Here is a 25205-nt window from a genome sequence, read left to right on the forward strand (position 1 = left end):
GGGCCGGCCCGGTTTGTCTACTGACCCGCCAAGGGGGCGGTGCCATGGGCCCTCCGGCCAGACGGCTGGGGGGCCCGGCTCTTCGTGGAGGCTGTGGCGGGACCGGTGCGGCGGTGGCCGATGCTACAATGAACGGGACAAATCCCGTCACCCCATGGGGGCGCGACGGGTACGGAGGCATGGGAGCCGCCCGGCGCGGTTGTCGCGGGGAGGGGGCAGCACGTCGATGGACGCCGATCGCCAGCAACAGGTAGCCGGGTCGCCGGGCGCGACTTGGTCAGGAGGAACCTGGCCCCGGCCGGTGGCCGGGGGGTCGAAGACCCCGCCGGCGGGGCAGGAGGGCAGTACGGCCGGCGGGCGTCGGGGAGGGACGGGGCGCTCCCAGGGACGGGGTAGCGGTGTCCCATCCCGCCCCCAGGACCTGCTGGCGCCCGACCCGGAGCATCTCGAAGACAAACTGGTCCTGATCGACGGCCACAGCCTGATGTACCGGGCCTTCTTCGCCCTGCCACCCCTGGCCACGGCCGACGGCCTGCCGACCAACGCGGTGTACGGCTTCCTCACCATGCTGCTGCGCCTGCTGGAGGAGGAGCGACCCCGCTACCTGGCCGTCGCCTTCGACCGCGGCCTGCCGACCTTCCGCGTGGAGCGGTACCCCGACTACAAGGGACACCGCCCGGAGACGCCGGACGACCTGCGGAGCCAGTTCCCGATCCTCAAGGACGTGCTGGCCGCCATGGGCGTCCCCATGGTGGAGCACGACGGCTTCGAGGCCGACGACCTGCTGGGCACCCTGGCCCGTCGGGCCCGGGCGGCCGGGGTACCCAGGGTGTTGCTGGTCACCGGCGACCGGGACGTGCTGCAGCTGCTGGACGAGGGCATCGAGGTGCTGCTGACCCGGCGGGGGATCAGCGACGTCCAGCGCTACGACCGCCGGCGCATCCGCCAGGAGATGGGGATCGAGCCCGCCCAGTACCTGGACGTCAAGGCGCTGATGGGCGACGCCTCGGACAACATCCCCGGAGTGCCGGGGATCGGCGAGAAGACGGCGCTCAAGCTGATCCAGCGCCTGGGCGACCTGGAGTCCGTGCTGGCCAACCCCGAGGAGGCGGGCGGCAAGAAGCTGCCGGCCGCCCTGCGCGAATACGCCGATCAGGCGCGCATGAGCCGGGAGCTGGCCCGCATCCGCACCGACGCCCCGGTGGACTTCGACCCCGAGCGCTGGATCCGCCGGCCGGCCGATCCCGGCGTGCTGCGCCCGCTGCTCATGCGGCTGGAGTTCCGCAGCCTGGTGGAGCGGCTGGGGCTGACGGCGCCGGCGGCCGGCGGAATCCAGGGCGCCCCGCGCCACCAGGCCGGGGGACCGCCCAGCGGGGCACCCCGGGACGGGGATCGGGCCGGCCCGTCCGGGGCCAGGGCCGATGCGGACCCGCGCCGTGCAGGCGACGACGGGGCGACGGGCGGACGGGGTGCGACGGACGAACCGGCTTCCGCCCGCGGCCCCGAGGCGGGGACGCCCACCGGGCTCGCCGGAGCCGACGGGCTCGCCCCCGGCACCGCGGACGCGGGCGCCGGCTGGCCGGGCGCGGTGGAGGAGCTGACCGCGGAGGCGGTGGCGTCCTGGCTGGACGCGGCGGCGGGGGCCGATGCCGGCGCGGCGCCCGAGGACGCCGACCCGGCGACCGAGCCGGTTTCGCCGGCGGTGGGGCAGCGGTTCGCCGTCGCCGTCGTGGCGTCGTGGGAGGGGGAGGGGGACGAGCCCCGGGGTGGAGCCGGGGCCGTCCTGGCCGGCCTCGGCCTGGCGGCGGGGGGGCGGGTCGCGGCGTGGACGGCTGGGTCCACCGCAGGCGGTGGCGCGGGCGCCCAGCCCGGTGCGGCGGGCCGGACCCCCCCGCCGGGGGCCGGCGCCGGCTCCGCGGACGATCCCTCCCCCGCGGCGGCAGGCGTCCGCGGCGACGCGGGAGGGGCCGGGACCGCCGGTCCCGGCGTGCAGGCGGTGCTGCGCGCCCTGCGCGGCCGGCCGCTGGCCGGGTTCGACCTCAAGCCGCTGTACCGGCTTCTGCTGCGCCAGGCGACCGGGGAGCGAGCGCCCGCGCCCTCGGGAGCGGCCAGGGGCGACGGCGCGGGATCGGCCTCGGGCCAGGCGCTCCTGCCGCCGCCGGTGGCCGACCTCAAGCTGGCTGCGTACCTGCTCGACCCCGTGCGCAACCGCTACCACCTGGTGGATACCGCCCGGCAGTTCTTCGGCTGGGACCTGGAGGAGGGGCCCGCCGACCGTCCCGCCGACCCGGCCTGCCGCACCGTGGCGCTCTTGGGGCGCGACGCCGCCCTCTGCGCCCGGCTGCGCCCCGCGGTGGAGGCGGAGATCGCCGCCCGCGGCCTGGAGCGGGTGTATCGGGAGATCGAGCTGCCGCTGGTGCCGGTGTTGGCCGCCATGGAGGAGGCCGGCATCGCGGTGGACCGCCGCCAGCTGGAGGAGCTGGGCCGGCTCTTCACCCGGCGCAGCCAGGAGCTGGCCGAGCAGATCTACGAGCTGGCGGGCGAGCGCTTCAACATCAACTCCACCCAGCAGCTGGGGCAGATCCTGTTCGAACGCCTGGGCCTGCCGGTGGTGAAGAAGACCAAGACCGGCTTCTCCACCGACGCCGAGGTGCTCGAGACCCTGGCGGCCAAGCACCCCATCGCCGAGCTGGTGCTGGAGTACCGGTCCCTGGTCAAGCTGCAGGGCACCTACGTGGACGGGCTGGCGGAGCACATCGGCCCCGACGGTCGCATCCACACCACCTTCCAGCAGACGGTGGCGGCGACGGGCCGGCTCTCCAGCACCCAGCCCAATCTGCAGAACATCCCGATCCGGGACGAACCCGGCCGCTCCCTGCGGCGCGCCTTCGTGGCGCCGCCGGGCCACCGCCTGGTGGCGGCCGACTACTCGCAGATCGAGCTGCGGGTGCTGGCCCACTACAGCGGCGACCCCGGGCTGCTGGAGGCCTTCGCCCGCGGGCAGGACGTCCACGCCCGCACGGCCAGCGAGATCTTCGGCGTACCCCTGGAGCGGGTCACGCCCGAGCAGCGGCGGGTGGCCAAGGCGGTGAACTTCGGCCTGGCCTACGGGCAGACGGACTTCGGCCTGGCCCGCGCCCTGCGCATCGACCGGGCCGACGCCCGGCGCTTCATCGATCGCTACTTCGAGCGCTACCCCGGGGTCAAGCGCTACATGGAGGAGACCGTCCGACGCGCCCGCCAGGAGGGCGAGGTGAGCACCCTGCTGGGCCGGCGCCGACCGGTGCCGGAGATCCGCCACCGCGTCTACCACATCCGCCAGAACGCCGAGCGGGTGGCGATCAACACGCCGATCCAGGGGACCGCCGCCGACATCATGAAGCTGGCGATGATCCGGGTGTACCGGGCGCTGGCCGAGGAGGGGCTGCGGGCACGGATCGTCCTGCAGGTCCACGACGAGCTCCTGCTCGAGGCGCCGGAGGACGAGGTGCCCGCCGTGGCCGCCCTGCTGCGGCGGGAGATGGAGGGTGCCTTCACCCTGGCGGTGCCGCTGGTGGTGGAGGTCAAGGCCGGCGCCAACTGGTACGAGATGGAGGCCGTCGACGCCGGTGCCTGAGCTGCCCGAGGTGGAGACCATCCGCCGCGATCTGGAGCGCCACCTGCGGGGGGCGCGGGTCGCGGGGGTGCGGGTCCTGCGCCCCGAGGTGGTGGTGGGGGCGTCGCCGGCGGAGTTCGACCGCCTCCTCCGCGGGGGCCGGTTCCTCCGGTTCGCGCGCCGCGGCAAGTACCTGCTCTTCGAGGTGGAGGTCCCCGACGAAGCGGCCGCCGCGGCGCTCCGCCGGGGCCGAGGGGCCCGCCAGGGCCGAGCGGGCTCAGGGGCGGCGGACGCCGCCCTGCACGGCACGCCCTCGGTTGCGTCCGCGAAGGGATGCGTTCCCGGGGGGCGCGAGCCGGCGGCATCGGCTCCCCTCGGCGCGGCGCGGCGGCCGCGGCGGCGGTGGCTGGCGATCCACCTGCGCATGACCGGCCGGCTCACCCTGGCGCGCCGCCACGAGCCCCTGCCGCCCCACACCCACGTGGTGTGGGAGCTGGCCGACGCCGGGCCGTGGGAGGAGCTGCGCCTCTCCGACCCGCGGCGCTTCGGCCGGGTGTACCTGCTGGGGCGGAGCCCCCTGGGCCGGGGGCCCGGGCTGAGGGCCGGCGACGGCGCCCGCCGTCAGCGCGATGCCGGGATGCCGCCGACGGCTCGCAGCGCGGGTGCCGGCGCCCGCAGCCTCCAGGCTGCGGGCGGCGACCCGGGCCGGCCGGACCCCACGCCGCCGGAGCGGCGCGGCGACCCGGACCAGCCGGGCCCCAGGCCGCCGGAGTGGCGCGGCGACCCCGGCCGACCGGACCCCATACCACCGGGGCTGCGCAGCCTGGGGCCCGAACCCCTGGGCCGCCGCTTCACGGCCTCGGAGCTGGCCCGGCGGCTGGCCGGGCGGCGGGCGCCCATCAAGGCCGTGCTCCTGGACCAGCGGGTGGTGGCCGGCCTCGGGAACATCTACGCCGACGAGGCCCTCTTCCGCGCCCGTCTGCACCCGGCCCATCCCGCGGGGAGCCTGTCGCCGACCGCCTTGCGCCGGCTGGTGCGGGCGGTCCGCCGCGTCCTCCGCGAGGCCCTGGCCGCCGGCGGCACGACCTTCTCCGACTACCGCGACGGCCTTGGGCGCCGCGGGCGCTTCGCCCAGCGCCTGGCCGTCTACGGCCGCGCGGGCGAGCCCTGTCCCCGGTGCGGCACGCCGATCGCCGCCCTGCCCCTGGCCGGGCGCACCGCTCACTTCTGCCCCCGTTGCCAACCCCCGCCCGACGCCGCCGGCGGCGAGGTCGGCCGGGGCGCGGCCTGCCCTCGCCGGGGTGCCGGCCCTCTCGCCCGCTAGGCGTCGTCTTCGCGGCGATCCCGCGGGCGCCGGCTGGGGCCGGGACGCGTCGGCGAGGCGGCGCCGCCGGGGGACGGGGCGGCGGGACCGCCCGCCCCGGGGGCGGGCCGCGTGGCCTCCGGGGCCCCGTAGGCCGTGGCGTCGGGTTCCGGACCGCCGATGTCCGCCGTCACCCGCAGTCCGGGGACCTCGAATTCCACCTGGGGACGCACGCCGATGGCCCGGGCCTGGGCGTCGGCCAGTTCCTCCAGCTCGTCGATCCAGCGGTCGTCGTCGGTGAAGGAGGACGGGGCGCCGGAGGTCACGGGTCGATCGGGCGCCGGGGCGCCGGGTTCGGGACGAACCCGGCCCCTGACCGGCGGCCTCCCGGTCCCCTCCTCGGTCGCGTCAGGTCGCCCATCGCGCGGCGACATGGCCCTCGCTCCTCTGCCGGGCCCGGAGTGGGCGGAAGGACCCGGCTCCTGTAGCGTGGCCACCCCGGCGGCCGAGCAACCGTGGACGCGAGGGGGCGGGGAGCCGCAGCTCCCCGCCCCCTCGCGGGCAGCACCCGATGCCGTGGCCCGGCGGCGGCCGATGCCATGGCCGGCGCGGCGCCGACGGCGCGCCGCGCACCCCATCCCAAGCCGTGCGCCCCATCGCGGGCCGTTCCCAGCGCCCCCGGCCGCATCCCGGCCGTCCCAGGGCCGGCGGCCATCATGCCGGGGCGACGCCCGGCGGCCGGCCCGTCATGCGCCGTGGGGCAAGGGCGATCCGCCGGCAGCGCGCCGGCGGATCGCCTCACCCCTCACCGCAGCGGGGCACCGCCGCAGGCGGCGCCGGGGACCGCCCGCTCCGCGGCGCCGGGCCCTCGCGCCCACCCCGCGCCGCACCGGGGTCCCGCCGCCGGCTCAGTAGGCGAACCGGTGGTTGCCGATCCAGCCCGCGCTGGGCCGGCTCTCCAAGAAGGGCTGGTAGCCGGACTTCATCGGGTTCCAGAAGTAGAGGGCGCCGCCGGTCGGATCCCAGCCGTTGACGGCGTCGATGGCCGCCTGCCACGACTCGGCGCTGGGTTCCTGCCAGAAGGTCCCGTTGAGCACGGGTTCGAACTGATAGGGCTCGAAGAGCACCCCGGCCACCGTGTCCGGGAACAGGGGGCTCTTGACGCGGTTGAGGATCACGGCGGCGACGGCCACCTTGCCCACGTACGGCTCGCCGGCCGCCTCGGCCTCGACCATCTGGGCCAGGAGGCGCAGCTCGTAGTCGCTGACGTGCACCCCGGACCCGGTGCGACCGCCCCGCTCCGGCGCGGCCGGCGCGGCCGGGCGTCCCGAGTCGCCGCTCCCCGATCCGCCGCTCCAGCCGCCGAGGGGCACGATCAGGCGCTGGCCGGGCACGATCTCGTCGGTCCCCAGGGCATTGGCCCGCTGCAGGGCCGCCGCCGTCAGCCCGTACTTGCGGGCGATCTTGAAGAGCGTGTCCCCGGGTCGCACGGTGTAGATGTCATACCGCTCCACCTTGGGGATCGCCAGATACGTGCCGGCCCACACCACGTCGGCCGACGGCAGCCGGTTCAGCTCGACGATGTCGGCCATCGGCACCCCGTAGCGCTGGCTGATCTTCCAGATGGTCTCGCCCCAGCGCACGTAGTGGGTGACGAAGGCCGGACCGCCGTGGGCGGCCGCCGGGGCCGCGGTACCCAGCAGGGTCAGGCCGGCCAGGCCGAACCCCGCCACGAGGCTTGCCAGCGTCCGCTGCCAACGCCGCTGCACCATCGCGTCCCTCCCCGGGTGAAATGGTGATGTAACATTGACGCAATGAATTATAGGGACGCGCAACAATTGCGATCATTAGCAAAATGTTTCCTGTTCGGGTGGGGAGAGACGCGTCAACAGGTGAGACGGGACTCGATGGAAGCGCGCTTGGCAGCTGCAATCCGCGAGGTGTGCAACCGGCGGGCGCCGGCGGCCGCCCGCCGGTCCGCCCTCAGTACGCGAAGCGGTGGTTGCCGATCCACCCCGCACTGGGCCGCGCCTCCAGATGGGGCTGATGGCCGCTCTTGGCCGGGTTCCAGAAGTAGAGGGCCCCGCCCGTGGGATCCTCGCCGCGGGCGGCATCCCGGGCGGCCCGCCAGGACGCGGGGCTCGGCTCGCGCCAGAACCAGCCGTTCAGGATGGGTTCGAACTGCCAGGGCTGGAAGATCACCGCTTCCACGGTGTCCGGGAAGAGGGGGCTGCGCACCCGGTTGAGGATCACCGCCCCTACGGCCACCTTGCCCGCGTACGGCTCGGCGCCCGCCTCGGCCTCGATCATCTGGGCCAGGAGGCGCAGCTCCCAGGGGCTCAGGGCCATGGGCGGGTGCCGACGCTGGGGCCCACGGGCGGCTGGGCGACCCTCGCGCTCGGCTGGGCGACCCTCTCTCCCGCCGCGGAGATGCCGATGCCCTACGTCCGATCCGCCCTTGTGGGGTCCGGTGGGTGCGTCCCGACGCCATCCGGTGGCACCGTCCGCGCGCAGCGTGGCGGCCCCGGGCCGGGGCGCGCCCTGGGTCGCGATCCCGTCCGCGTCCTGGATGCCCCGGCCGGATGAGCCGCCCGGACCGCCTTCGTCGGCGTCGTGGGCGCGGGCCAGGACGGGGGCACCGCCCGTCAGCCCGGGGTGCGCCTCGCCGGCCACGGCCGCCACCGGCCCCGCGAGGACGAAGGCCAGGGCCAGGGCGACGGCCAGGATCGGCCCGCCGGGCGACGCGCCTCCAGCCGACCGGCCGGGCGGCTGCGGGCTGGCCGGGGTGACCTGCTCCTTGGCAGCAGCCTGCATGGGAGCCCCTCCTCCAACCGTATGTCGTGAACCGTCGTCCGCCGTGGCGTCCCCGCCGCACGGCGTTCGCCACGTTTGTGTATGGAAATAGGCTATTTCAACTTTTTACGCGTAAATTATAAGAAGTCGTAGATTTCTCGACATCGTTCAATCCATGGTCATGAGGACGGAGATCGACAGAACAGGAAATCGCCGGTTCCGGCGGGCGGTGGCCCGGCCGACGCGCCGTCCGGCCGACAGCGCCTGTCATCGCGAGGGCCCCGGGCGCGCGGTATAATCGCGACGGCTGCGGTCCGAACGGGAGGCGGGACGCGGTCGCAGCGCCGGACCGGTGGCGCAGCGGCGTCGTCGGCAGGGTTTGAGGGGGTCGGTCCGACATGATGGTGGTGGCGTTGGAGTTCGACGACCCGAAGAAGCTGGAGGCGGCGGTCCAGCGCCTGCGCAAGAACCTGGGCGTGACCGGCGAGCTGGCCATCAAGCCCCTGGAGGGAGGCCGCTGGCGGCTGACCATCACCTCCGAGAAGACGCTGCGGGAGGCGTCCCTGGAGCGGTTGGGCGGCCAGCGGGTCGACCTGTGAGGCCGGCTGACGGCCCCCTGCCGCCGGGCCGCGGCGACGCGGGCGACCCGGGGACCGGCGGGGAGGGGGCGCGGCCGGCCTCCGCGCGGGTCCGCCCCTTGCTGATCGGCCTCACCGGCGGCATCGGCAGCGGCAAGAGCGTCGTCGCGCGCATGCTGGAGGCCCTGGGCGCGGCCGTCGTCGACGCCGACGCCATCGCCCGCGAGGTGGTGCGGCCGGGCGAGCCCGCCCTGGACCGGGTGGTCCAGGTCTTCGGACCGGCGGTGCTCACCCCCGCCGGCGAGCTCGACCGGCGCGCCCTGGGTCGCATCGTCTTCCAAGACGAGCGGGCGCGCCAGGAGCTGGAGCGCATCCTGCACCCGGCCATCCACCGGCGGACGTGGGAGCGCATCGGCGCCCTGCTGGCCGGCGGGCGCCATCCTGCGGTGGTCTGGGACGTGCCCCTCCTCTTCGAGGTCGGCGCGGAGCACCGGGTGGACCAGATCTGGGTGGTCACCGCACCGCGGGAGGTGCGGCTGGCGCGGCTTCGGCGCCGGGATCCCGACCTCTCCGCCGAGGAGCTGGCGCGTCGGATGGCCGCGCAGTGGCCCCTGGAGGAGAAGGCAGCCCGCGCCCACGTGGTGATCGACAACGGCGGCGACCTGGAGGCGACCCGCCGGCAGGTGGAGGCGGCGTGGCGTCGGCACGTGCTGCGGGGCGCGGCGCCGGACGGGGAGGGCGACGGCGCGTGAGCCGCCGGCTGGGCGCGGGGGTGCGGCGCCCCGCCGGGCGGGCGGAGCCGCCCGCCGTCGGGGATCCCGTCCTGCCGGAGCGGAGTCCCAGCCTCGTGCGGCTGGGCGCGGCCGGCAGCGGAGCGGGCGCAGCGGTGGAGACCGGCGGGCGATGGGGTCCGCCTGTCGTCCGCCGCGGACGCTGGCTGCCCTGGGGAGCCGCGGGGCTGCTCGGGCTCCTCGCCGTCCTGGCGGCCCTGTATGCCGCCTATCCCATCCCGATGGCCGACCTCGTCCACCGGGAGGCGGCCGCGTGCGGGCTCGACCCGTTGCTGGTCGCGGCGGTGGTCCGGCGGGAGAGTGGATTCGAGCCCCGCGCCGTCTCGGAGCGGGGCGCCCGGGGGCTGATGCAGGTCATGCCGGAGACCGGGGCCTGGGTGGCGGGGCGCTTGGCGCTCAGGGGGTATCATCCGGACCGGCTCTTCGAGCCGGCGTACAACCTTCGGTTGGGGTGCGCGTACCTCGCCTACCTGCTCGAGCGCTTCGGGGGCGATGCCGTGGCGGCCCTGGCGGCCTACAACGGCGGGGAGGGGACGGTGGACGACTGGATCGCCCGGGGTCGCTGGCACCCCCGGCGCGGCGCCGAGGCCATCCCCTACCCAGAGACGCGCCGGTTCGTCACCGGAGTGTTGCGCGACTATCGGGTGTACGTATGGCTGTACCGGCGCCTGCCGGCGCTGTGGCACGCGGTGCGCCAGGCCGGCGCGGCCGCCGGCCGCGGGCTTGGCGCCGCGGGGTGAGGACCCGAAGACGGCTTGCGCGCCGCCGGGCGGGGTGCTATATTACCAGTGCGCGGCCGATCCGAGCGGCAGCGCATCCATGCCGAAGTGGTGGAACTGGCAGACACGCGGTGTTCAGGGCGCCGTGGGCGTAAGCCCGTGTGGGTTCGAATCCCACCTTCGGCACCGGCGGACAGGGCGTGACGTTCCTGTCCGCCTTTCCCGTCCCGCCCCGTCCGTGCGGGCGCGACGTGCGAGGGTGCTGGAATTGGCAGACAGGCACGTTTGAGGGGCGTGTGGGTTTATCCCGTGCGGGTTCGAGTCCCGCCCCTCGCACCGGTTCGCCGGGCGGCGTGGCCCCGGGCCACGCCGCCCGGCCCGTTTTTTCACGCCGCGGAGCCGATCGCTGGCGGGCCCGCCCCGCGCAAGGAGCTGCACGCGCCGGGCATGGGGAACCTCCCCCTGGGAGGAATGCGGGCTCGTGCTCGACCGGGGCGAGAACGCGGCCCGGGATCTCGCGGCCTTGGTGGCCGCCGTCGCCGGGAGTGGCTCGAGACGACGTGTCAGGCAACGGTAGGCAACCCCTCCCGGGCAAGGATAAGATCGAGCCGGGGTGCGCTGGAAACGTCGACCGGCACACCCACCGGCAATCCGGATGAGGGCAGGTGAACCCCTGGTGCAGCAGCTCTACCCCGAGGCGCGCCCCTGGCCCGATCCCCTGACCATCTACGACGACCTGGATCTGCCCGAGGGGCCGCCCCATCGCCCCTACGTCCTGGTGAACATGGTCACCACGGTGGACGGCAAGGTGACCATGGGGCGCGGCGCCATCAAGGAGGCCATCGGCAGCAAGGTGGACCACGCCCTGATGGCCCGGCTGCGGGCGCCCGTCGACGCCGTGCTGCGGGGGGCGGGCACGGTGCGCGCCTACGACGTACCCCCCCGGGTGCCCGACGAGTACGCCGAACGGCGCCAGGCCCGCGGCCTCCCCGCCCAGCCGCTGCCGGTGGTGATCACCGGCTCGTGCGACCTGCCCCTGGACGCCCGGTTCTTCCGGGACGCTCCGCGCCGTCCCCTGGTCATCACCCGCCGGGCCGCGCCCGGCGAGCGGATCGAGGCCGTCCGCCGCGTCGCCGACGTGGCCTTCGCGGGGGAGGACCGGGTGCAGATGCGGGCGGCCCTGGCCCTGTTGCGGGAGCGCTACGGGATCCGGCGCCTCCTCAGCGAGGGCGGTCCGACGGTGAACTTCGCCATGCTGGAGGCCGGCGTGGTGGACGAGCTCTTCTGGACCGTGGCGCCGAAGATCGTCGGCTATGCGGAGGACAAGACCATGGTCATGGGGTCCCGGCCCCTGGAGCCGCGGGTCCGCCTGCGCCTGGTCAGCGCCTTCTTCCACGAGGGCGAGCTCTTCCTCCGCTACCACGTGCTGGACTGACGCGAGCCCCCGGGGCGGCGGCCGCCGCCGCCCTCGGCGGTGCCAAGGCGGCCCCGCCTTCACGGGGATCCGTGGGGACGTTCCGGCCCCGCCTGCGGTGCCGGGGTCTGACGGCCGGCGGCCCCGTGGGGGTTGGCCGCGTCCGGGTCGGCCGCCGCCGGGACGGGAAGGCGACCCAGCTCCCGCAGGGGGCGGCGCTGTCGCCCCGTGACGGCGTCGAAGGGCCAGCCGTCCGCCGGCTCGTCCCACCCGCGGACTAGGGCGTCGGCCATGCGCGCGGCCCGCGCGTTGGCCCGCACGTCGTGGACCCGCACCATGTCGGCACCGTGGACCACCGCCAGGACGGTGGTGGCCAGGGTGCCCTCCAGCCGCTGGTGGACGGGCGTCTCGAGGACGTTGCCGATCACGGACGTCCGCGAGGCCCCCAGGAGCACCGGGTAGCCCAGGCTGCGGAAGGCGCCCAGGTGCTCAAGGATCTCCAGGTTGTGGCGGGTGCGCTTGCCCACGCCGATGCCGGGGTCGACCACGATGGCCTCGGGTCGCACCCCCGCCGCCAGGGCGCGGTCCACGCCCTCCTGCAGGTAGCGGGCGATGTCCAGCACCACGTCGTCGTACCGCGGCTGCCGCGCCAGGTTGCGGGGGTGTCCCTGCAGGTGCATGACGACGACCCCTGCCCCGTACCGCGCGCAGACGGCGGCCAGCTCGGGGTCCGCGTGCAGGCCGCTGATGTCGTTGATGATGTGGGCGCCGGCCTGGAGGGCGGCCTCGGCCACCGGCGCCTTGTAGGTGTCGATGGAGATGGGCACGTCCAGCTCCCGCACCAGGCGCTCGACCACGGGCATCAGCCGGGCCAGCTCCTCCTCGAGCTCCGGCTTGGAGGCGGCGATGTTGGCGCTCTCGGCGCCCACGTCGATGAGGTCGGCCCCCTCGGCCACCATCTCCAGCGCGCGCCGCACCGCCCGATCGGGCGCGTCGTAGCGGCCGCCGTCGGAGAAGGAGTCGGGGGTGACGTTGAGCACGCCCATGATCAGGGTGCGCCGCCCGAACACCAAGCTGCGCCCGCGGAAGTCGACCCGTCGCGGGACGCTGGCCAGGGGCACCTCGCCGGCCGCCCGCAGGGCGGCGGCCACCGCCGCGGACCAACCGGCGCCGTCGCCGCGGCCCGTGGGCCCGGCGAGCCCTTCCGGGGGAGGCGCCGGCGACGCGAAGGGCAGGGAACGAAGAGCCCGCGCCAGGGCGCGACCGGCTCCCTCCGCCCCGGAGGGCGGAGGCGGGCCGTCGGCGCGGCCGTCGCCGGCACCCCCGGCCGGCAGCTCGCCCGTCGGGCGGGACGAACCGGCCTGCAGGGGCCGGCTGGGCGGAGACCCCGCCAGGACCCAGCGACCGGCCAGCTCCCACAGCGCGGCGACGGCACCGGCCACCACGAGGCTCGCCGCGCCGGCGTAGGGCCGCCAGGTGGCGAAGCCCGTCCGCGCCGCCGCGTCGTGGGCCAGGCGGCGGGCCAGGTCCGGCGGCAAGGGGGCGATCTCGAAGACGTGGTGCCAGCGGCCGTGGAGGGCGACGGCACCGGGCCAGCCGACCCGCACGAGGCGGGCGGCGACGTCGCCCGCGTGCCACGGTCCGCGGTGGACGGCCACGACGGGGGTCGAGCGGGGAGAGGACGGCATGGTCGGAACGCCTCCTCGTGCACGCGGGCGCCGCGGGACGGCGCCCTGCTCCCGGTCCACCGGGAGGGGGGCCGCGCCTTGCCCCAGGGTCGCCGGCGCCAGCTCCGCCCACGCCCGTTCCGCCAGGGGTCCCCACAGGTCGTAGTGGGGGATGCGACCGTGGCGGCAGATGCCCCGGGCCGGCAGGCCGAAGCGGGTTCCCCACGCGGCCAGCCGGCGTTCGTCGGCGCAGAGGACCTTGACCAGGTAGGGCGCCACCTGGCCGCCGGGCACCGGACGGTGCCAGGGCTGGCGCAGCACCGCCAGCTGGCCGCGACGGGCCCGCTCCAGGGCGCGACGCCACTGTTCGACCAGGCGCACGGGCGATGCTCCTCGGACGAACCGGCCGGGCGCTTACCCGTCCGGCCGGCGGTGGGGCCCACCGGCATGGGCAGGGACCTCGCCGGTGGCGCTCGCCCCCATCATAGCAAGGAGGTGACCTCCATGCGGCTCCAGGACGAGGTGGCCGTGGTGACGGGCGCCGGCCGCGGCATCGGCCGCGCGGTGGCGCTGCGTCTGGCCGCGGAGGGAGCGGCCGTCGGCGTGCTGGACGTCGACGCCGCGGCCGCCGAGGCGACGACGGCGGCCATCCGCCGGCAGGGAGGACGGGCGGTGGCGCTGGCGGCCGACGTGGCCGACAGCCCGGCCGTGGCCCGAGCCATGGCCCGGGTGGCCGAGGAGCTCGGCCCGCCGACCATCCTGATCAACAACGCGGGCATCGGCGGGTTCGTCCCCCTGGATCACCCGGAGGCCGAGGCCACCTGGCACCGCGTGCTGGCGGTCGACCTCACCGGGGCCTATCTCTGCGCGCGCCATGCGGTGCCCTACATGAAGCGGGCCGGCCGGGGCGCCATCGTCCAGATCGCCTCGACGCGGGCGCTGATGTCCGAGCCCGACGGCGAGCCGTACGCCGCCGCCAAGGGCGGGCTGCTGGCGCTCACCCATGCCCTGGCCATCAGCCTGGGACGCTACGGGATCCGCGTCAACGCCGTCAGCCCGGGGTGGATCGACACCGGTCACGAGCCCGTGACCGAGGCGGACCACGCCCAGCACCCGGTCGGCCGGGTCGGCCGCCCCGAGGACGTGGCCGCAGCCTGCGCCTTCCTGGTCTCGCCCGAAGCCGGGTTCATCACCGGCCAGAACCTGGTGGTCGACGGCGGCATGACCGTCAAGATGATCTACGCGTGAGCCCCGGTCCGTCGCGGCGGCCGCCGGACGCGGCGGGGCCCCGGGGAGCGGCCGGCGGCCTCAACGCAGGCGGCGTGCGATCTCGCGCCAGCCGGCGGGGTCTTCCATGCCCAGCCGCCAGATGGCGACGCCCCGGACCCGGTGCCGGCGGACCAGATCCAGCTTCTCCGCCCAGCTGCGGCCGTTCTCGAAGTAGACCGCGTGGCTCGAGCCGTCGTCGCCGGTGTAGGTGAAGAAGGGCACGCGGGCGCGGTCGTCCCACCGCACCTCGACGCCGCGCTCGCGGGCGAGCCGCACCGCCTGGGCGTGGTCGAGGTAGCGGGGCAGTCCGTCCCCACCCCAGTCGAACCCGAAGGCGCCCAGCCCCACGATCACCTTCTCTCGGGGTACGTGGCGCAGGGCGTAGCGGACCATGCGGTCGACGTAGTCCAGGGACGCCAGGGGGCCCGGCGGCGTGTCGGCGCGGTGCTCGGAGTAGGTCATCAGGATGAAGAAGTCCACGGCGCGGCCGAGGGCGGCGTAGTCGTAGGCGCCGGCGTTGGGATCGGTGGGGTCGTCCCGGTCCCGGGGGAAGACGGCGATGCTCAGCAGCTTCCCCTCCGGCAGCGCCTCCCGCACCTTGCGCACGAAGGCCGTCAGTCGGGGGCGCTCTTCGGGCGGCACGGTCTCCAGGTCCAGGTGGACGCCGTCGTAGCCCTCCTGCCGCATCAGGTCCAGCATGCCGCGGATGGCCCGGTCCTGGGCCCGGGGATCGCGGAGGAACCGGCGCGCGGTGGCGGCGCTGCGGTCGCCCGAGCCGTAGAGCAGGTTGTGGAGGATGAGCTCGACCTTGAGCCCGCGCCGGTGGGCGTCGGCGATCACCTGGCGGCGCCGCGGGGGCGGGGGCGCCCCGTAGGCCTCGATGGTGCCGTCGCCGGACTCCGCCAGTCGGAACCAGAAGGGCACGACGACGTCCAGGTCCCGGGCGTGACGGACCATGGTCGGGAAGGAGCCCGGCAGCCCGGCCTCCGGCTCGGGCTCGGTGTAGAAGCCGTACACCACCGGGTCGTTGCCGACGATGCCGGCGGCCCGGTTGGACGGCGGGCCGGGGCGCTGGCCGTCGCCCGGCTTGGCCGGGGGGCGGGCGGCGGGCCCGCCGGCGCAGGCGCCGAGGAAGAGGGCCGCGCCGAGGGCGAGGGCGACGAGCCGGATGACCGACGGCCGCCTCCGGGCCCGGCGGCCGCGGCCCGGGCGGCAAGAGGGGCGTTCGGGGCACTGCGGGGGCAGGGTGGTCACGGTTCATCCCTCCGCCCGCAGTGTCACCGACGGCATCGGCGACCATGCGCCCGCCCGTCCGGCGGCGCGGGAGGGGGCCGGCGGGGCGCGGGGCCCGGTGCCGGGCCGCCCGGGGCGGTGCGAGCCCGGGCCGGAGGCAGACCGGTGCCGCCGGGGGTGCTACGACCGCGGATGCCCAGCTCCGCCAGGCCGCGGACCAGGCCGTCGACGGCCGCGGCGGCCAGCGCCCGGCGGCCCTCCGGGCTCGTGAGCACGGCGCGGTCCGCCGGGTTGGTCAGGAACCCGAACTCCACCAGGATCGCCGGGCGCCCGGCCCGCGCGAGCAGGAAGAAGTCCGCGGGCAGCGCTTCGTTGCGGGCGGCCGGCGGGAAGGCGGCGTTGAGCCGCGCCTGCACGGCCCGGGCCAGGCGACGGCTGGGTTCGTCCCCCACCTGGTAGAACACGATGGGGCCGCGCAAGCGCGGGTCCCGGGCGGCGTTGACGTGCAGGCTCACCAGCGCGGCCGCCTGGGCCTCGCGGGCGATGCGCAGGCGTTCCTGCAGGTCGCGGCGCACGCTGGCGTCGTCGTCACCGGGGGCCAGGGCGTAGTCGCCGGTGCGGGTCAGCACCGCCCGGAACCCCGAGGCCTCGAGGAGGGGTGTCATCGCCCGCGCGAGCTCCAGGGTCAGGTGCTTCTCCAGGATGCGGCCGTCCAGGTGGGTGCCGCCGTCGATCCCGCCGTGGCCCGGATCGAGGACGATGACCGGCACCCCCGTCTGGCCCTGGGAGGGGGGCGGCGTCTGGGCCCGCTGGCTCGACGCGATCAGGACCAGGGCCACCGCCGCCACCAGCAGGGCGAGCCGTCCCCCGGCGGCCGGTCCTGGCGAGGCGTTCCGCGGCACCGCTCTCCCCCCGCGGGCGACGCGCCTGCCCGGCGATCCCGCCATCGACGATCCCGCCATCGATGTATGCCGCGGCGGGTTGGGTCTTGTCGCGCTGGTCGGCATTCCCGCGCCGCGGTGGCAGGAGGAACGCCGGGGCCGCAGCGGGAAGTCGATGTGGGATGCGCGACCGCGAGCCCAGGGGCCGTTTCGGGCCGCCAACCCAGGGGCCCAGCGGCCGCCGGGGGCGGCCAACCCAGGGGCCGCGGCACCGTCGCCCGGCCAGGGGTCCGGGAAGGGGTGGGACGGGTGGAGCGGGGGCAGGACCAGCCGGCGGCGCCACACCCGCCGGGACGCGGAGGAGGCCGCCCAGGAGGGTCCGCGGGGGGCGAGGTCGCCGGCGGGGATGCAGCGGGCCGGCCGGAGGGGGAGCTGCTCCTGATCGGCCCGGGTCCGCGGTGGGCGGAGGGAGCCGCACCGTCGGGAGCGCCGTCCGGCGGATCGCGGGCCCGCGATGGCGCCGCCCCAGGGGCAGGGCGGCGCCGGCGTCCGCCGTGGCGCGGTGGATCCCGCCGGCGGCGCCGGATCCCGGCCGGACCGGGGCAGGGCGAGGCCGGCTCCGCTGGGGGTCCCGAGGGGGCTGGGCCCGCCGGCGGTGCCGGGCGACCCGCGGCGCGAGAGGGGGGCGAGGAGCCGGCGCCGCGGACCGCCGCCGGGCGCCGGGCCGGCGGGACGAGCGGTGGCCCGCTGCCACCGCCGGCGGATCCGGCGCCGCTGGGCTGGTTCCTGGTGGCCCTGGCCTACGCCTTCACCGCGGTGTACAGCGCCGTTCCGGCGGAGGGGAGCACCCTCTTCGGGGCCGGTCCGGCCGGGGCGGCCAGGATGGCCGTGGCCCTGGCGGTGGTGCCCTACCTGGTCGCGGGCCTCTATACGGGGTTGACCGATGGGGGCCGCGGATGGGTCTACCCGCTGACCTTCGCCGTCTGCCCGCTGGTCCTGGAGCGCCTGGCCCTCTACCTCTACGGGGTGGGCGGGCAGTGGATGCTGGCCGGCTTCCCCGCGGCATGGCGACAGGCGCTGTCCGTGGAGGGGGCCTTGGCCTTCACCCGCGAGACGCTGGCGCCGTATGCGAGCCCGGCCTACGTGCTCGGGGGCACGGGGAGCCTGGCGCTGACCGTGGGCGTGCACGCGGCGGTGGGCTTCGTGGTCCGCCGCGTGGGCCGCGGGCGCGCCCGCCGGCAGTGATCGGTCTGCTCAACACCCTGGCCGTCTTCGCCACGGGCTTCCTGGTGCGGCCCTTCGGCGCCCTGGTGTTCGGCCGCCTCGGGGACCTGATCGGGCGGAAGTATGCCTTCCTGATGACCCTGCTGATCATGGGCGGCGCCACCACGGCCATCGGGCTGGTCCCCACCTACGAGCAGATCGGCATCCTGGCGCCGCTCATCGTGCTGGTGCTGCGCCTGCTGCAGGGGCTGGCGCTGGGCGGCGAGTACGGCGGCGCGGCGACCTACGTGGCCGAGCACGCCCCCGACGGCCGCCGTGGCTTCTACACCTCCTTCATCCAGACCACGGCGACGCTGGGGCTTTTCGTGTCCCTGGCCGTGATCCTGGCCGTGCGCCTGTCCATGAGCCCCGAGGCCTTCAATGCCTGGGGCTGGCGCATCCCGTTCCTGCTCTCCTCCGTCCTGCTGGTGCTGTCGGCGTGGATGCGCGTCCGGCTCCAGGAGTCGCCGCTGTTCCAGCAGCTGAAGGCCCAGGGGAAGACCTCCCAGGCCCCCATCCGGGAGACGCTGCGCAACTGGAAGCTGGTGCTCCTGGCGCTGCTGGGCGCCACGGCCGGCCAGGCGGTGGTCTGGTACACCGGCCAGTTCTACTCCCTGGTGTACTTGCAGAACACCCTCAAGGTCGACTTCGTCACCGCCAACACCATCGTGGCCGTCGCCCTGGCCCTGGGCACGCCCTTCTTCATCGTGTTCGGCCACCTGTCCGACCGCATCGGCCGCAAGCCCATCATGATGGCCGGCAACCTGATCGCGGCCCTGACCTACTACCCGCTCTACCAGCTGATGCACCAGTACGCGGCGAACCCGGCGATGCTCACGTTCCTGGTGTGGATCCAGGTCATCTACGTCACCATGGTCTACGGGCCCATCGCGGCCTTCCTGGTGGAGACCTTCCCGGGGAAGATCCGCTATACCGCCCTGTCGTTGCCCTACCACCTGGGGAACGGGTGGTTCGGCGGGCTGACGCCCTACATCTCCGCAAGCCTGGTGGCCAGCACGGGCAACATCTACGCGGGGGTCTGGTACCCGACCGCGGTGGCGCTGATCACCTTCCTGGTGGGGACCTTCTTCCTCAAGGAGACCAACGTGATCTCCATCTGGCAGGAGACCCACCCCGGCGAGGTCACGGCGGACTGACCGTCGACGGATGGCGGCCCTGCCGGTGCCGCGCGGCGGCCGGCGGGGCCGTCGTCGTGCCTTCCCTCCTGCGGTGGGGGCGGCGTGGGAGGCTGCGCCTCGCCGCGCCGTGCGGGGCGCGTCGTGGGGCCGGGGTTCTCGAGCAGGCCGCGGTGCCGCCGGACCGAGGGATGGGCGTCGCAGGATCTGGCCGTGTTCCGCTCTAAATACAGCAATGGGGAGCGGATTCCGTCGTCGGGCGGTGCAGCTGGGCGCTTCCCGCACGGCGGAGGCATGGCGCCCGGGCGGCCCGCCGGCGCCCTGCGCAGCGGCGCATGCGGCGCCGACGCGTCGGGGGCCGGCGGCGGGCGTTCCCCGCAGACCGCGGGGCCGGCGGCGGGCATTCCTCGGGGGGGGGCCAGGTGGGCCGGTGCGTCCCGCCGGTTCGTCCCGGCCGGAGTCGGCGGTGGCCCTTGCCGGCCGGCGCAGGTGCCGCGGTCCGAGGAGCCGGCCGAAGCGGTGCCCGTCGGAGGAGGACGTCCAACGCCCGTTGAGGGAGGGGAGATCATGGCGGCCGACGGTGGACGGCCCATCGACGCCTTGCTCAAGGAAGAGCGGCGGTTCGCGCCGCCGGAGGCCTTCCGCGCCCGCGCCCACGTGAAGGACGAGTCGGTGTACGAGGAGGCCGAGCGGGATCCCGAGGCGTACTGGGCGCGGTGGGCGGAGGAGCTCGAGTGGTTCCGCAAGTGGGACAAGGTGCTGGAGTGGAACCCGCCCCATGCCAAGTGGTTCCTGGGCGGCAAGCTGAATGCCAGCGTCAACTGCGTCGATCGGCACATCCGCGGGCCGCGGCGGAACAAGGCGGCCATCATCTGGGAGGGCGAGCCGGGCGACACGCGCACGTTGACCTACTTCGACCTCTACCGGGAGGTCAACAAGTTCGCCAACGTCCTGAAGAGCCTGGGGGTGAAGAAGGGCGATCGGGTGACCCTCTACCTGCCGATGATCCCGGAGCTGCCCATCGCCATGCTGGCCTGCGCCCGCATCGGCGCGCCGCACTCGGTGGTCTTCGCCGGCTTCAGCCCGCAGGCCCTGGCCTCGCGCATGGAGGACGCCGGCTCGCGGTTCCTCGTCACGTGTGACGGGTACTACCGCCGGGGTAAGGTGGTGCCCCTCAAGGCCCAGGCCGACGAGGCCCTGCGGCTGCTGGCGGGCAAGCAGGACGTGGAGGCCGTGGTGGTGGTGCGCCGCACGGGGGACGAGGTGCCCTTCACCCCGGGCCGGGACCGCTGGTGGCACGAGCTGATGGACCAGGCCGAGCGGCTGTGCCCGCCCGAGGTCATGGACGCCGAGGACATGCTCTTCATGATGTACACCTCCGGGACCACCGGCCGGCCCAAGGGCATCGTCCACACCACGGGCGGGTACCTGACCGGCGTGTACGCCACCACCAAGTGGGTCTTCGACCTGCACGAGGACGACGTCTACTGGTGCATGGCCGACATCGGCTGGATCACCGGCCACTCCTACATCGTGTACGGTCCGCTGGCCAACGGCGCCACAGTGGTGATGTACGAGGGGGCGCCCGATTGGCCGGACAAGGACCGGCCCTGGGTGATCGTCGAGAAGTACGGCGTGACCATCTTCTACACGGCGCCCACAGCGATCCGCGCCTTCGCCGCCGACGGCCCCGAGTACCCCCGGCGGCACGACCTCTCCAGCCTGCGCCTGCTGGGCAGCGTGGGCGAGCCCATCAACCCCGAGGCGTGGATGTGGTATCACGAGCACATCGGCGGTGGCCGCTGCCCCATCGTGGACACCTGGTGGCAGACGGAGACGGGCGCCATCATGATCACGCCGCTGCCCGGCGTGACGGTCACCAAGCCCGGCAGCGCCACCCGGCCCTTCCCGGGGATCAAGGCGGCGGTGCTGGACGACCAGGGCAACCCGGTGCCGCCGGGGCAGGGCGGCGGCTACCTGGCCATCCTGCGGCCGTGGCCGTCCATGCTGCGGGGCATCTGGGGCGACGAGGAGCGCTACGTGAACACGTACTGGTCCAAGTGGGGTCGCGACATCTACTACCCGGGGGACGGCGCCAAGGTCGACGAGGACGGCTACTTCTGGGTCCTGGGCCGCGTGGACGACGTGATGAACGTCGCCGGTCACCGGCTCAGCACGATGGAGATCGAGAGCGCCCTGGTCTCCCACCCCGCGGTGGCCGAGGCGGCGGTGATCGCCGCGCCCCACGAGCTCAGGGGCCAGGTGCCGGTAGCGTTCGTGATCCTGGAGGCGGGCCGCCAGGGGAGCCCCGAGCTCGAGGCGGAGCTCAAGGAGCACGTGGCCAAGGTGATCAGCCCCATCGCCCGCCCCGACCGGGTGCTCTTCGTGCCCGACCTGCCCAAGACCCGCAGCGGCAAGATCATGCGGCGCCTCTTGCGGGACATCGTGGAGGGCCGGGAGCTGGGCGACACCACCACCCTGCGCGATCCCGAGGTGCCCGAGCAGCTGCGGCGGATGTACGCGGCCCGTTAGGGAGAGCCGGCAGGCGGCCCGCGGCTCCCGCTCAGGGATGGCCCGCGACTGGCGGTACCCCTGGGGGTGGACGGCGATCGCGGTCGCGGAGCGGCCCGCCGGCGCCCGTTGGCCAAGGTGGTCCTGGAAGCGCGGCAGGGGCCGACCCCCCTGCCGCGCGCCTTCGATGCCCGCGGGCCGGAGCCAGGGCGGACGGGTGCCCGGCGCGGCGGAGCGAAGCGAGGGGGTCGAGGCGGGGCGAGGCGGGGCGAGGCGGGGACGGTGTCGCACGCCTTTGCGGTGACGTAACGCGAACGTGCCGCGTTCGCGATGGGGGGAGGCTGCGGTGTCACCCGCCATTGTCGGTGTGACGGCGTGTGCCATGGCGCACGGTGGAGCGGATCACCCTGGTGGAAAACGTCAAAGACGGTTTACAATCGAATGCGATTGATTGACGCGATCCTGCCCGGTTTCGCCAACGTTCGACAAGTCTGCCAAGACTTTTGTCGAAATTCGGGTGCGACCGGGCCCACCACCCAGGCACCGACCCGGGTTGGCACCTCCCTCCCGCGCCATCGGGTCGGGACCCATTGCGGAGGGGAGAGGATGGAACGGTCCCCCGAGGCATCGGCCCCGGCATCGTCCCCCGCGGCGCGGGGCGGCGGGTCGCCGGAGTCGGCTGCGGAGGCTGCGGCCGCGAGCCCTCGGGCAGCCCCCGAGGCCGGCGATCCGACGATCCCCGCGCTAGAGCCCGCGGATTCCGCTGCGGCCGAGTCCCCGAACCGCGCCGGCGTGGCGGCGCGGCCCGCGGACGCGGCGACCTCCCGTTCCGCCGACGGCGGTGCGGGGCGCGACGCCGGCTCCGCCGCGGGGGGCGGTCCCGACCGAGCGCCCATGGCCGCTCCCCCCCTCGGCGCCTCCTTGGCCGCCATCCCGCTGAGCCTGCTCGAGATCCCGCCCCGCGTCCGCGCGGCCCTGCAGCAGCGGGGCTACGAGACGGTGGGGGACCTGGCGGATCGGGCGGACCCTCGGCTGGTGGCCGCCCGGGGGATGGGGACCCGGGGGCTGCTGGCGCTGGCCACGGAGCTGGCGCGGGTGATGGCCGACCCGGCCTATCAGCGGCAGCTCCTGGCCCGGGTGGGTCGCTACGACCCGGAGCGGTTCCCGGAGGCGGCGCGCCGCCGGTCCATCGAGGATCTGGGCCTCAGCCAGCGGGCCTACCGGGCCCTGCGCCGGTCCGGCATCCAGACCATCGGCCAGCTGCTGGAGCTGGGCGAGGCGGGGCTGCGCCGGCTCCGGGGCCTCGGCCCCCGTTCCCTGGCCGAGATCTGCCAGCGCCTCGACGCCCTGCAGTCCGGCCGTCCGCTGCCACCCCCGGGGGGTGCCGGGGATCCGCTGGCCCCGGACCTGATGGACGATCCGGCCCCCCTCGCCGTCCTGCTGCTGCCGCGGCGGGTGGCGACCGCCTTGCAGCGCGCCGGTCTGGACACCGTTGGCGCCGTGGCCGGCTTCTCCCAGGAGGGGCTGCGGCGCCTGCGGGGGCTGGGGGAGAGCGGGGTGACCGCGATCCTGGAGGCCCTGGGCCGGTACCGGGAGGAGTGCAGCCGGGGGGAGGCGGGTCCCCGGGCGCTGGAGGACTGGCTGCGCGAGCTGGTGGAGCCGCTGGCCGACCGGGAGCGGGAGGTCCTGGTGCTGCGCTATGGCCTCCTGGGGGCCGAACCCCACGACCTGAGTGCCATCGCCGCCCGCTGGCAGACCACGCGGCAATGGGTCAGCGTCGTGCAGGGGCGCGCCCTGCGCCGGGTGCGGGCCCGCGCCCGGCTGGAGCGGTTCCGGCCGCTGGTGACGGCGGTGCGGGCGGCCGCCGCGCGCTGCGGGGCGGCGGGCACGGCGGAGCTGGTCGAGGCCCTGCGGCGGGGCGGTGCGGTGACGCTGCCCGCGGCCGGTGAGCAGGCGGTGCGCCTGTTGAGCCTCACGGTGCAGGTCGTGCCCGGACTCCGGCGCACCGCCCGGTCCACGTGGACGACGGTGGAGATCGCCCAGCGTCTGCCCGAGGCGGCCAGGGTGCTGGAGGCATACCTGGAGGAGCGGGGACGGCCGGCCAGCCTGGCGGATCTGGCCGCCCACCTGGCCGAGCGGATGAACGACCTGCCCGCCGATGCGGAGGCCATGGCCAAGGCGGTGGTCACGACGCAGGAGGCGTTCATCCGCTATCCCGGGGGCCTCTACGGGCTGGCCGCGTGGCGGGGAGGGCGGCGAGTCCGGGCGCGGGACTACCTGGTTCGCGCCCTGGAGCGTCACGGCCGGCCGCTGCACTACACCGAGCTGACCCGGCTCGTCAACGACCTCCTGCCGGAAGGGCGCAAGATGCCGCCGACCCACGTGTTGACCATCCTGTCCTCAGGCGAGCCCTTCCGGCGCTTCGACCGGGGGATCTACGGCCTGAGCCATTGGCAGCGACAGCCCGAGCACGGCGTGACCCAGCTCTGCCGCGATGCGCTGGCCGCCTGCGGCGAGCCGGTCACGCTGGACCAGGTGGTCGAAGCCGTGCAGCGGCGGCACCGCTTTCCGCGGCGCACCGTAGCCCGCGTCCTGAACGAAGACCCGGCCGTGGTACGATACGGCCGCGACCGCTTCGGCCTTGGGGCCTGGCTGGCCGTCGATCCTCGCGCCGCCGGCGCCGTCCACGCTCCCCTCTTCGGCCCGCGGCCGACCAACCTGGCCGCAGTGCGGGGCCTGCTGGCGGAACTGCTGGCGGGCCACGTCTACGACACGGCCCAGCTGACGGCGTACCTGGGGCGCTGGCGGCAGCGATCCCAGGCCCGGTCGACCATCGCCTACCTGGAGGCGATGGGCTGGCTGACGGGCGTGGATGACACCTGGACGGCCACGCCCCTCAACGACGTGTGGGTGCGGGCCGGGACCGAGGCGGCGCAGCTGACGGCGCTGGCCCTGGCCGATCCCGGCTTCGCCCACGCGCTGGTGCTCCACGAAGCCTTCCGTCGCCTGGCGGAGGGCCAGCCGGACGGCGGTGCGGGGGGCGGGCTCCCGGCGGCAGGGCAGGGCGGCGGGACGCCCATCCTGACGGCCGAACTGGCGACGCGCTGGTTGGCCGAGCGCGTGCGCCGGGCCGCGGCGGCTCGGGGCGAGACCGAGGGGCCCGCGTTCCTCCTGCGCCTGCGGCGGCAGTGGCTGGTGACCGGCTGGTTCGACCCGTGGCTGGCGCCGCTGCTGGCCGGACGGGCAGACGCCGCTGGAGCCGACGCCGTGGCCGACCCGGGGCCGGCCGAGGGGGCGGCGACCGGCGACGGCGCCGCCCCGGGACGGGATGCCCTCCCGGTTGCGGTCGCCAGGACGACCGCCTCGGCGCCCGCGGGCGAGGCGCCCGGCGCCGAGCCGCCCGGGGCTGCGGAGGGGGGTGCCGGCACGACGACGGCTCCAGCGGGGGGGACGCCGGACGCCGGCGCTGCCACCGGGGACGAACCGGCCGCCCGCACCGGCCCCACCCGGGTGCGCAGCAGCACGGCCCGCCAGCGCCTCTGGGACCTGGCGGCCCGGCTCCTCTGGCCCTGGCAGCCGGTGCACGTCCCGGCGGCCTGGTTCCCCTCCCCGGCGACGGCGTGGGCGGTGCTGGCCGACGCCGTCGCGTCGGGACGGGGAAGGGCGGTGGACCTCGAGGCGCTGCTGGAATGGTGCCGCTCCCAGGATCTCGCGGCCGACGCGGCGAAGGTGGAGGGAGAGCTCTTCGGGCTGGGACTGTGGCCCGCGCTGGAGGGGACTCGCCTGCGCCTCTACATGCCGTACCGGCTCGTGGTGCCGCCGGCGGGCCTGCGCCTGCCGGGCCTCCCGGATGGCGAGGAGCCCCTGGCGGCGGCCGCGGCGATCCTGGAGCGGGCCGGCGTGTTCACCGCCCTGCCCGCCCGATGGCCTTCGCCACCGGTGGCCGCGGTGTACAGGGTGCCGCCCCTGGGCGGGGGAGGGGGCGCAGAGGCGGCCGCCCACGGCGAGGGTGGCAGACTCGGAACGGGCGCCCGCTGAGGCGCGGGTCGACA

At 75.6% G+C, this 25205-nt stretch carries 17 protein-coding genes and 2 tRNA genes; 13 read left to right on the plus strand and 6 right to left on the minus strand.

Going from position 1 to position 25205, the window contains the following annotated elements:
* The first annotated feature begins 226 nt into the window (after positions 1-226).
* Both polA and Q5761_RS01950 read left to right on the plus strand, forming a co-directional pair.
* Positions 227-3616 carry a DNA polymerase I gene (gene polA / locus Q5761_RS01945; RefSeq protein ID WP_318750981.1) on the plus strand — a complete coding sequence of 1130 codons (3390 nt, stop codon included), beginning with the start codon at positions 227-229 and terminating at the stop codon, positions 3614-3616.
* Positions 3609-4919: a DNA-formamidopyrimidine glycosylase family protein gene (locus tag Q5761_RS01950; protein WP_318750982.1), complete on the plus strand. Its 1311-nt coding sequence runs from the start codon at positions 3609-3611 to the stop codon at positions 4917-4919. Before polA ends, Q5761_RS01950 begins: the two co-directional genes overlap by 8 nt.
* Here Q5761_RS01950 and Q5761_RS01955 read toward each other — a convergent pair.
* The 3 genes from Q5761_RS01955 to Q5761_RS01965 form a co-directional block, all read right to left on the minus strand.
* Positions 4916-5332 (minus strand): translation initiation factor 2, encoded by a 417-nt coding sequence (locus Q5761_RS01955; protein WP_318750983.1) that lies wholly within the window; start codon positions 5330-5332, stop codon positions 4916-4918. The two genes, Q5761_RS01950 and Q5761_RS01955, sit on opposite strands and share 4 nt — an antisense overlap.
* A 474-nt stretch (positions 5333-5806) precedes the next feature.
* Complete coding sequence (locus Q5761_RS01960) at positions 5807-6670, minus strand: cell wall hydrolase (RefSeq protein ID WP_135224916.1); 864 nt, start codon at positions 6668-6670, stop codon at positions 5807-5809.
* A 211-nt stretch (positions 6671-6881) separates the two neighbouring features.
* Positions 6882-7712, minus strand: a complete 831-nt coding sequence (locus Q5761_RS01965) for a cell wall hydrolase (RefSeq protein WP_318750984.1) — start codon at positions 7710-7712, stop codon at positions 6882-6884.
* 377 nt (positions 7713-8089) lie between these two features.
* On the opposite strand from Q5761_RS01965, the gene Q5761_RS01970 reads away from it, so the two are divergent.
* The 6 genes from Q5761_RS01970 (at position 8090) to Q5761_RS01995 (ending at position 11214) form a co-directional block, all read left to right on the plus strand.
* A complete protein-coding gene (locus Q5761_RS01970; protein ID WP_135224918.1) occupies positions 8090-8290 on the plus strand; it encodes a hypothetical protein in 201 nt (66 codons plus the stop codon).
* Positions 8287-9021: a dephospho-CoA kinase gene (gene coaE, locus Q5761_RS01975; protein WP_318750985.1), complete on the plus strand. Its 735-nt coding sequence runs from the start codon at positions 8287-8289 to the stop codon at positions 9019-9021. Before Q5761_RS01970 ends, coaE begins: the two co-directional genes overlap by 4 nt.
* Positions 9018-9800, plus strand: coding sequence for a lytic transglycosylase domain-containing protein (locus Q5761_RS01980; RefSeq protein ID WP_318750986.1), 783 nt, complete (start codon positions 9018-9020; stop codon positions 9798-9800). The genes coaE and Q5761_RS01980 overlap by 4 nt, the downstream gene beginning before the upstream one ends.
* A gap of 81 nt (positions 9801-9881) precedes the next feature.
* Positions 9882-9965 (plus strand) — tRNA-Leu (locus tag Q5761_RS01985).
* Between the two features lie 67 nt (positions 9966-10032).
* Positions 10033-10115: transfer RNA gene (locus Q5761_RS01990), tRNA-Leu, on the plus strand.
* 340 nt (positions 10116-10455) lie between these two features.
* Positions 10456-11214, plus strand: coding sequence for a RibD family protein (locus Q5761_RS01995; protein WP_135224919.1), 759 nt, complete (start codon positions 10456-10458; stop codon positions 11212-11214).
* Between the two features lie 59 nt (positions 11215-11273).
* Here the strand turns inward: Q5761_RS01995 and folP are convergent, their stop codons facing one another.
* Positions 11274-13241 (minus strand): dihydropteroate synthase, encoded by a 1968-nt coding sequence (gene folP, locus Q5761_RS02000; protein ID WP_318750987.1) that lies wholly within the window; start codon positions 13239-13241, stop codon positions 11274-11276.
* A 123-nt stretch (positions 13242-13364) separates the two neighbouring features.
* Here folP and Q5761_RS02005 point away from each other — a divergent pair, with 123 nt between their 5' ends.
* Entirely contained in the window at positions 13365-14108 is a 744-nt protein-coding gene (locus Q5761_RS02005) for a glucose 1-dehydrogenase (RefSeq protein WP_318750988.1), read from the plus strand.
* A gap of 60 nt (positions 14109-14168) precedes the next feature.
* On the opposite strand, the gene Q5761_RS02010 is transcribed toward Q5761_RS02005, so the two are convergent.
* Positions 14169-15383: a glycosyl hydrolase family 18 protein gene (locus Q5761_RS02010; protein ID WP_318750989.1), complete on the minus strand. Its 1215-nt coding sequence runs from the start codon at positions 15381-15383 to the stop codon at positions 14169-14171.
* A 23-nt stretch (positions 15384-15406) separates the two neighbouring features.
* On the minus strand, positions 15407-16264 hold the full coding sequence (locus Q5761_RS02015) for an N-acetylmuramoyl-L-alanine amidase (protein WP_318750990.1): 858 nt from the start codon (positions 16262-16264) through the stop codon (positions 15407-15409).
* Between the two features lie 768 nt (positions 16265-17032).
* Here Q5761_RS02015 and Q5761_RS02020 point away from each other — a divergent pair.
* From Q5761_RS02020 to Q5761_RS02035, 4 genes are all read left to right on the plus strand, one after another.
* Positions 17033-17488: a hypothetical protein gene (locus Q5761_RS02020; protein WP_207669927.1), complete on the plus strand. Its 456-nt coding sequence runs from the start codon at positions 17033-17035 to the stop codon at positions 17486-17488.
* Positions 17485-18663: an MFS transporter gene (locus tag Q5761_RS02025; protein WP_318750991.1), complete on the plus strand. Its 1179-nt coding sequence runs from the start codon at positions 17485-17487 to the stop codon at positions 18661-18663. The genes Q5761_RS02020 and Q5761_RS02025 overlap by 4 nt, the downstream gene beginning before the upstream one ends.
* A gap of 546 nt (positions 18664-19209) precedes the next feature.
* Positions 19210-21174 carry an acetate--CoA ligase gene (acs, locus tag Q5761_RS02030; RefSeq protein ID WP_318750992.1) on the plus strand — a complete coding sequence of 655 codons (1965 nt, stop codon included), beginning with the start codon at positions 19210-19212 and terminating at the stop codon, positions 21172-21174.
* A gap of 585 nt (positions 21175-21759) precedes the next feature.
* Entirely contained in the window at positions 21760-25191 is a 3432-nt protein-coding gene (locus Q5761_RS02035; RefSeq protein WP_318750993.1) for a DNA-directed RNA polymerase subunit alpha C-terminal domain-containing protein, read from the plus strand.
* The last annotated feature ends 14 nt before the right edge of the window (positions 25192-25205 follow it).

This window comes from Thermaerobacter composti (genome assembly GCF_033582035.1).
GTDB lineage: Bacteria > Bacillota > Sulfobacillia > Thermaerobacterales > Thermaerobacteraceae > Thermaerobacter > Thermaerobacter composti.

Bases quoted from the DNA above. Each gene is read 5' to 3' on its own strand.
- polA (WP_318750981.1), top strand. From the start codon at position 227: ATGGACGCCGATCGCCAGCAACAGGTAGCCGGGTCGCCGGGCGCGACT.
- Q5761_RS01955 (WP_318750983.1), bottom strand. From the start codon at position 5,332: ATGTCGCCGCGCGATGGGCGACCTGACGCGACCGAGGAGGGGACCGGG.
- Q5761_RS01960 (WP_135224916.1), bottom strand. From the start codon at position 6,670: ATGGTGCAGCGGCGTTGGCAGCGGACGCTGGCAAGCCTCGTGGCGGGG.
- Q5761_RS01965 (WP_318750984.1), bottom strand. From the start codon at position 7,712: ATGCAGGCTGCTGCCAAGGAGCAGGTCACCCCGGCCAGCCCGCAGCCG.
- Q5761_RS01970 (WP_135224918.1), top strand. From the start codon at position 8,090: ATGATGGTGGTGGCGTTGGAGTTCGACGACCCGAAGAAGCTGGAGGCG.
- Q5761_RS02005 (WP_318750988.1), top strand. From the start codon at position 13,365: ATGCGGCTCCAGGACGAGGTGGCCGTGGTGACGGGCGCCGGCCGCGGC.
- acs (WP_318750992.1), top strand. From the start codon at position 19,210: ATGGCGGCCGACGGTGGACGGCCCATCGACGCCTTGCTCAAGGAAGAG.
- Q5761_RS02035 (WP_318750993.1), top strand. From the start codon at position 21,760: ATGGAACGGTCCCCCGAGGCATCGGCCCCGGCATCGTCCCCCGCGGCG.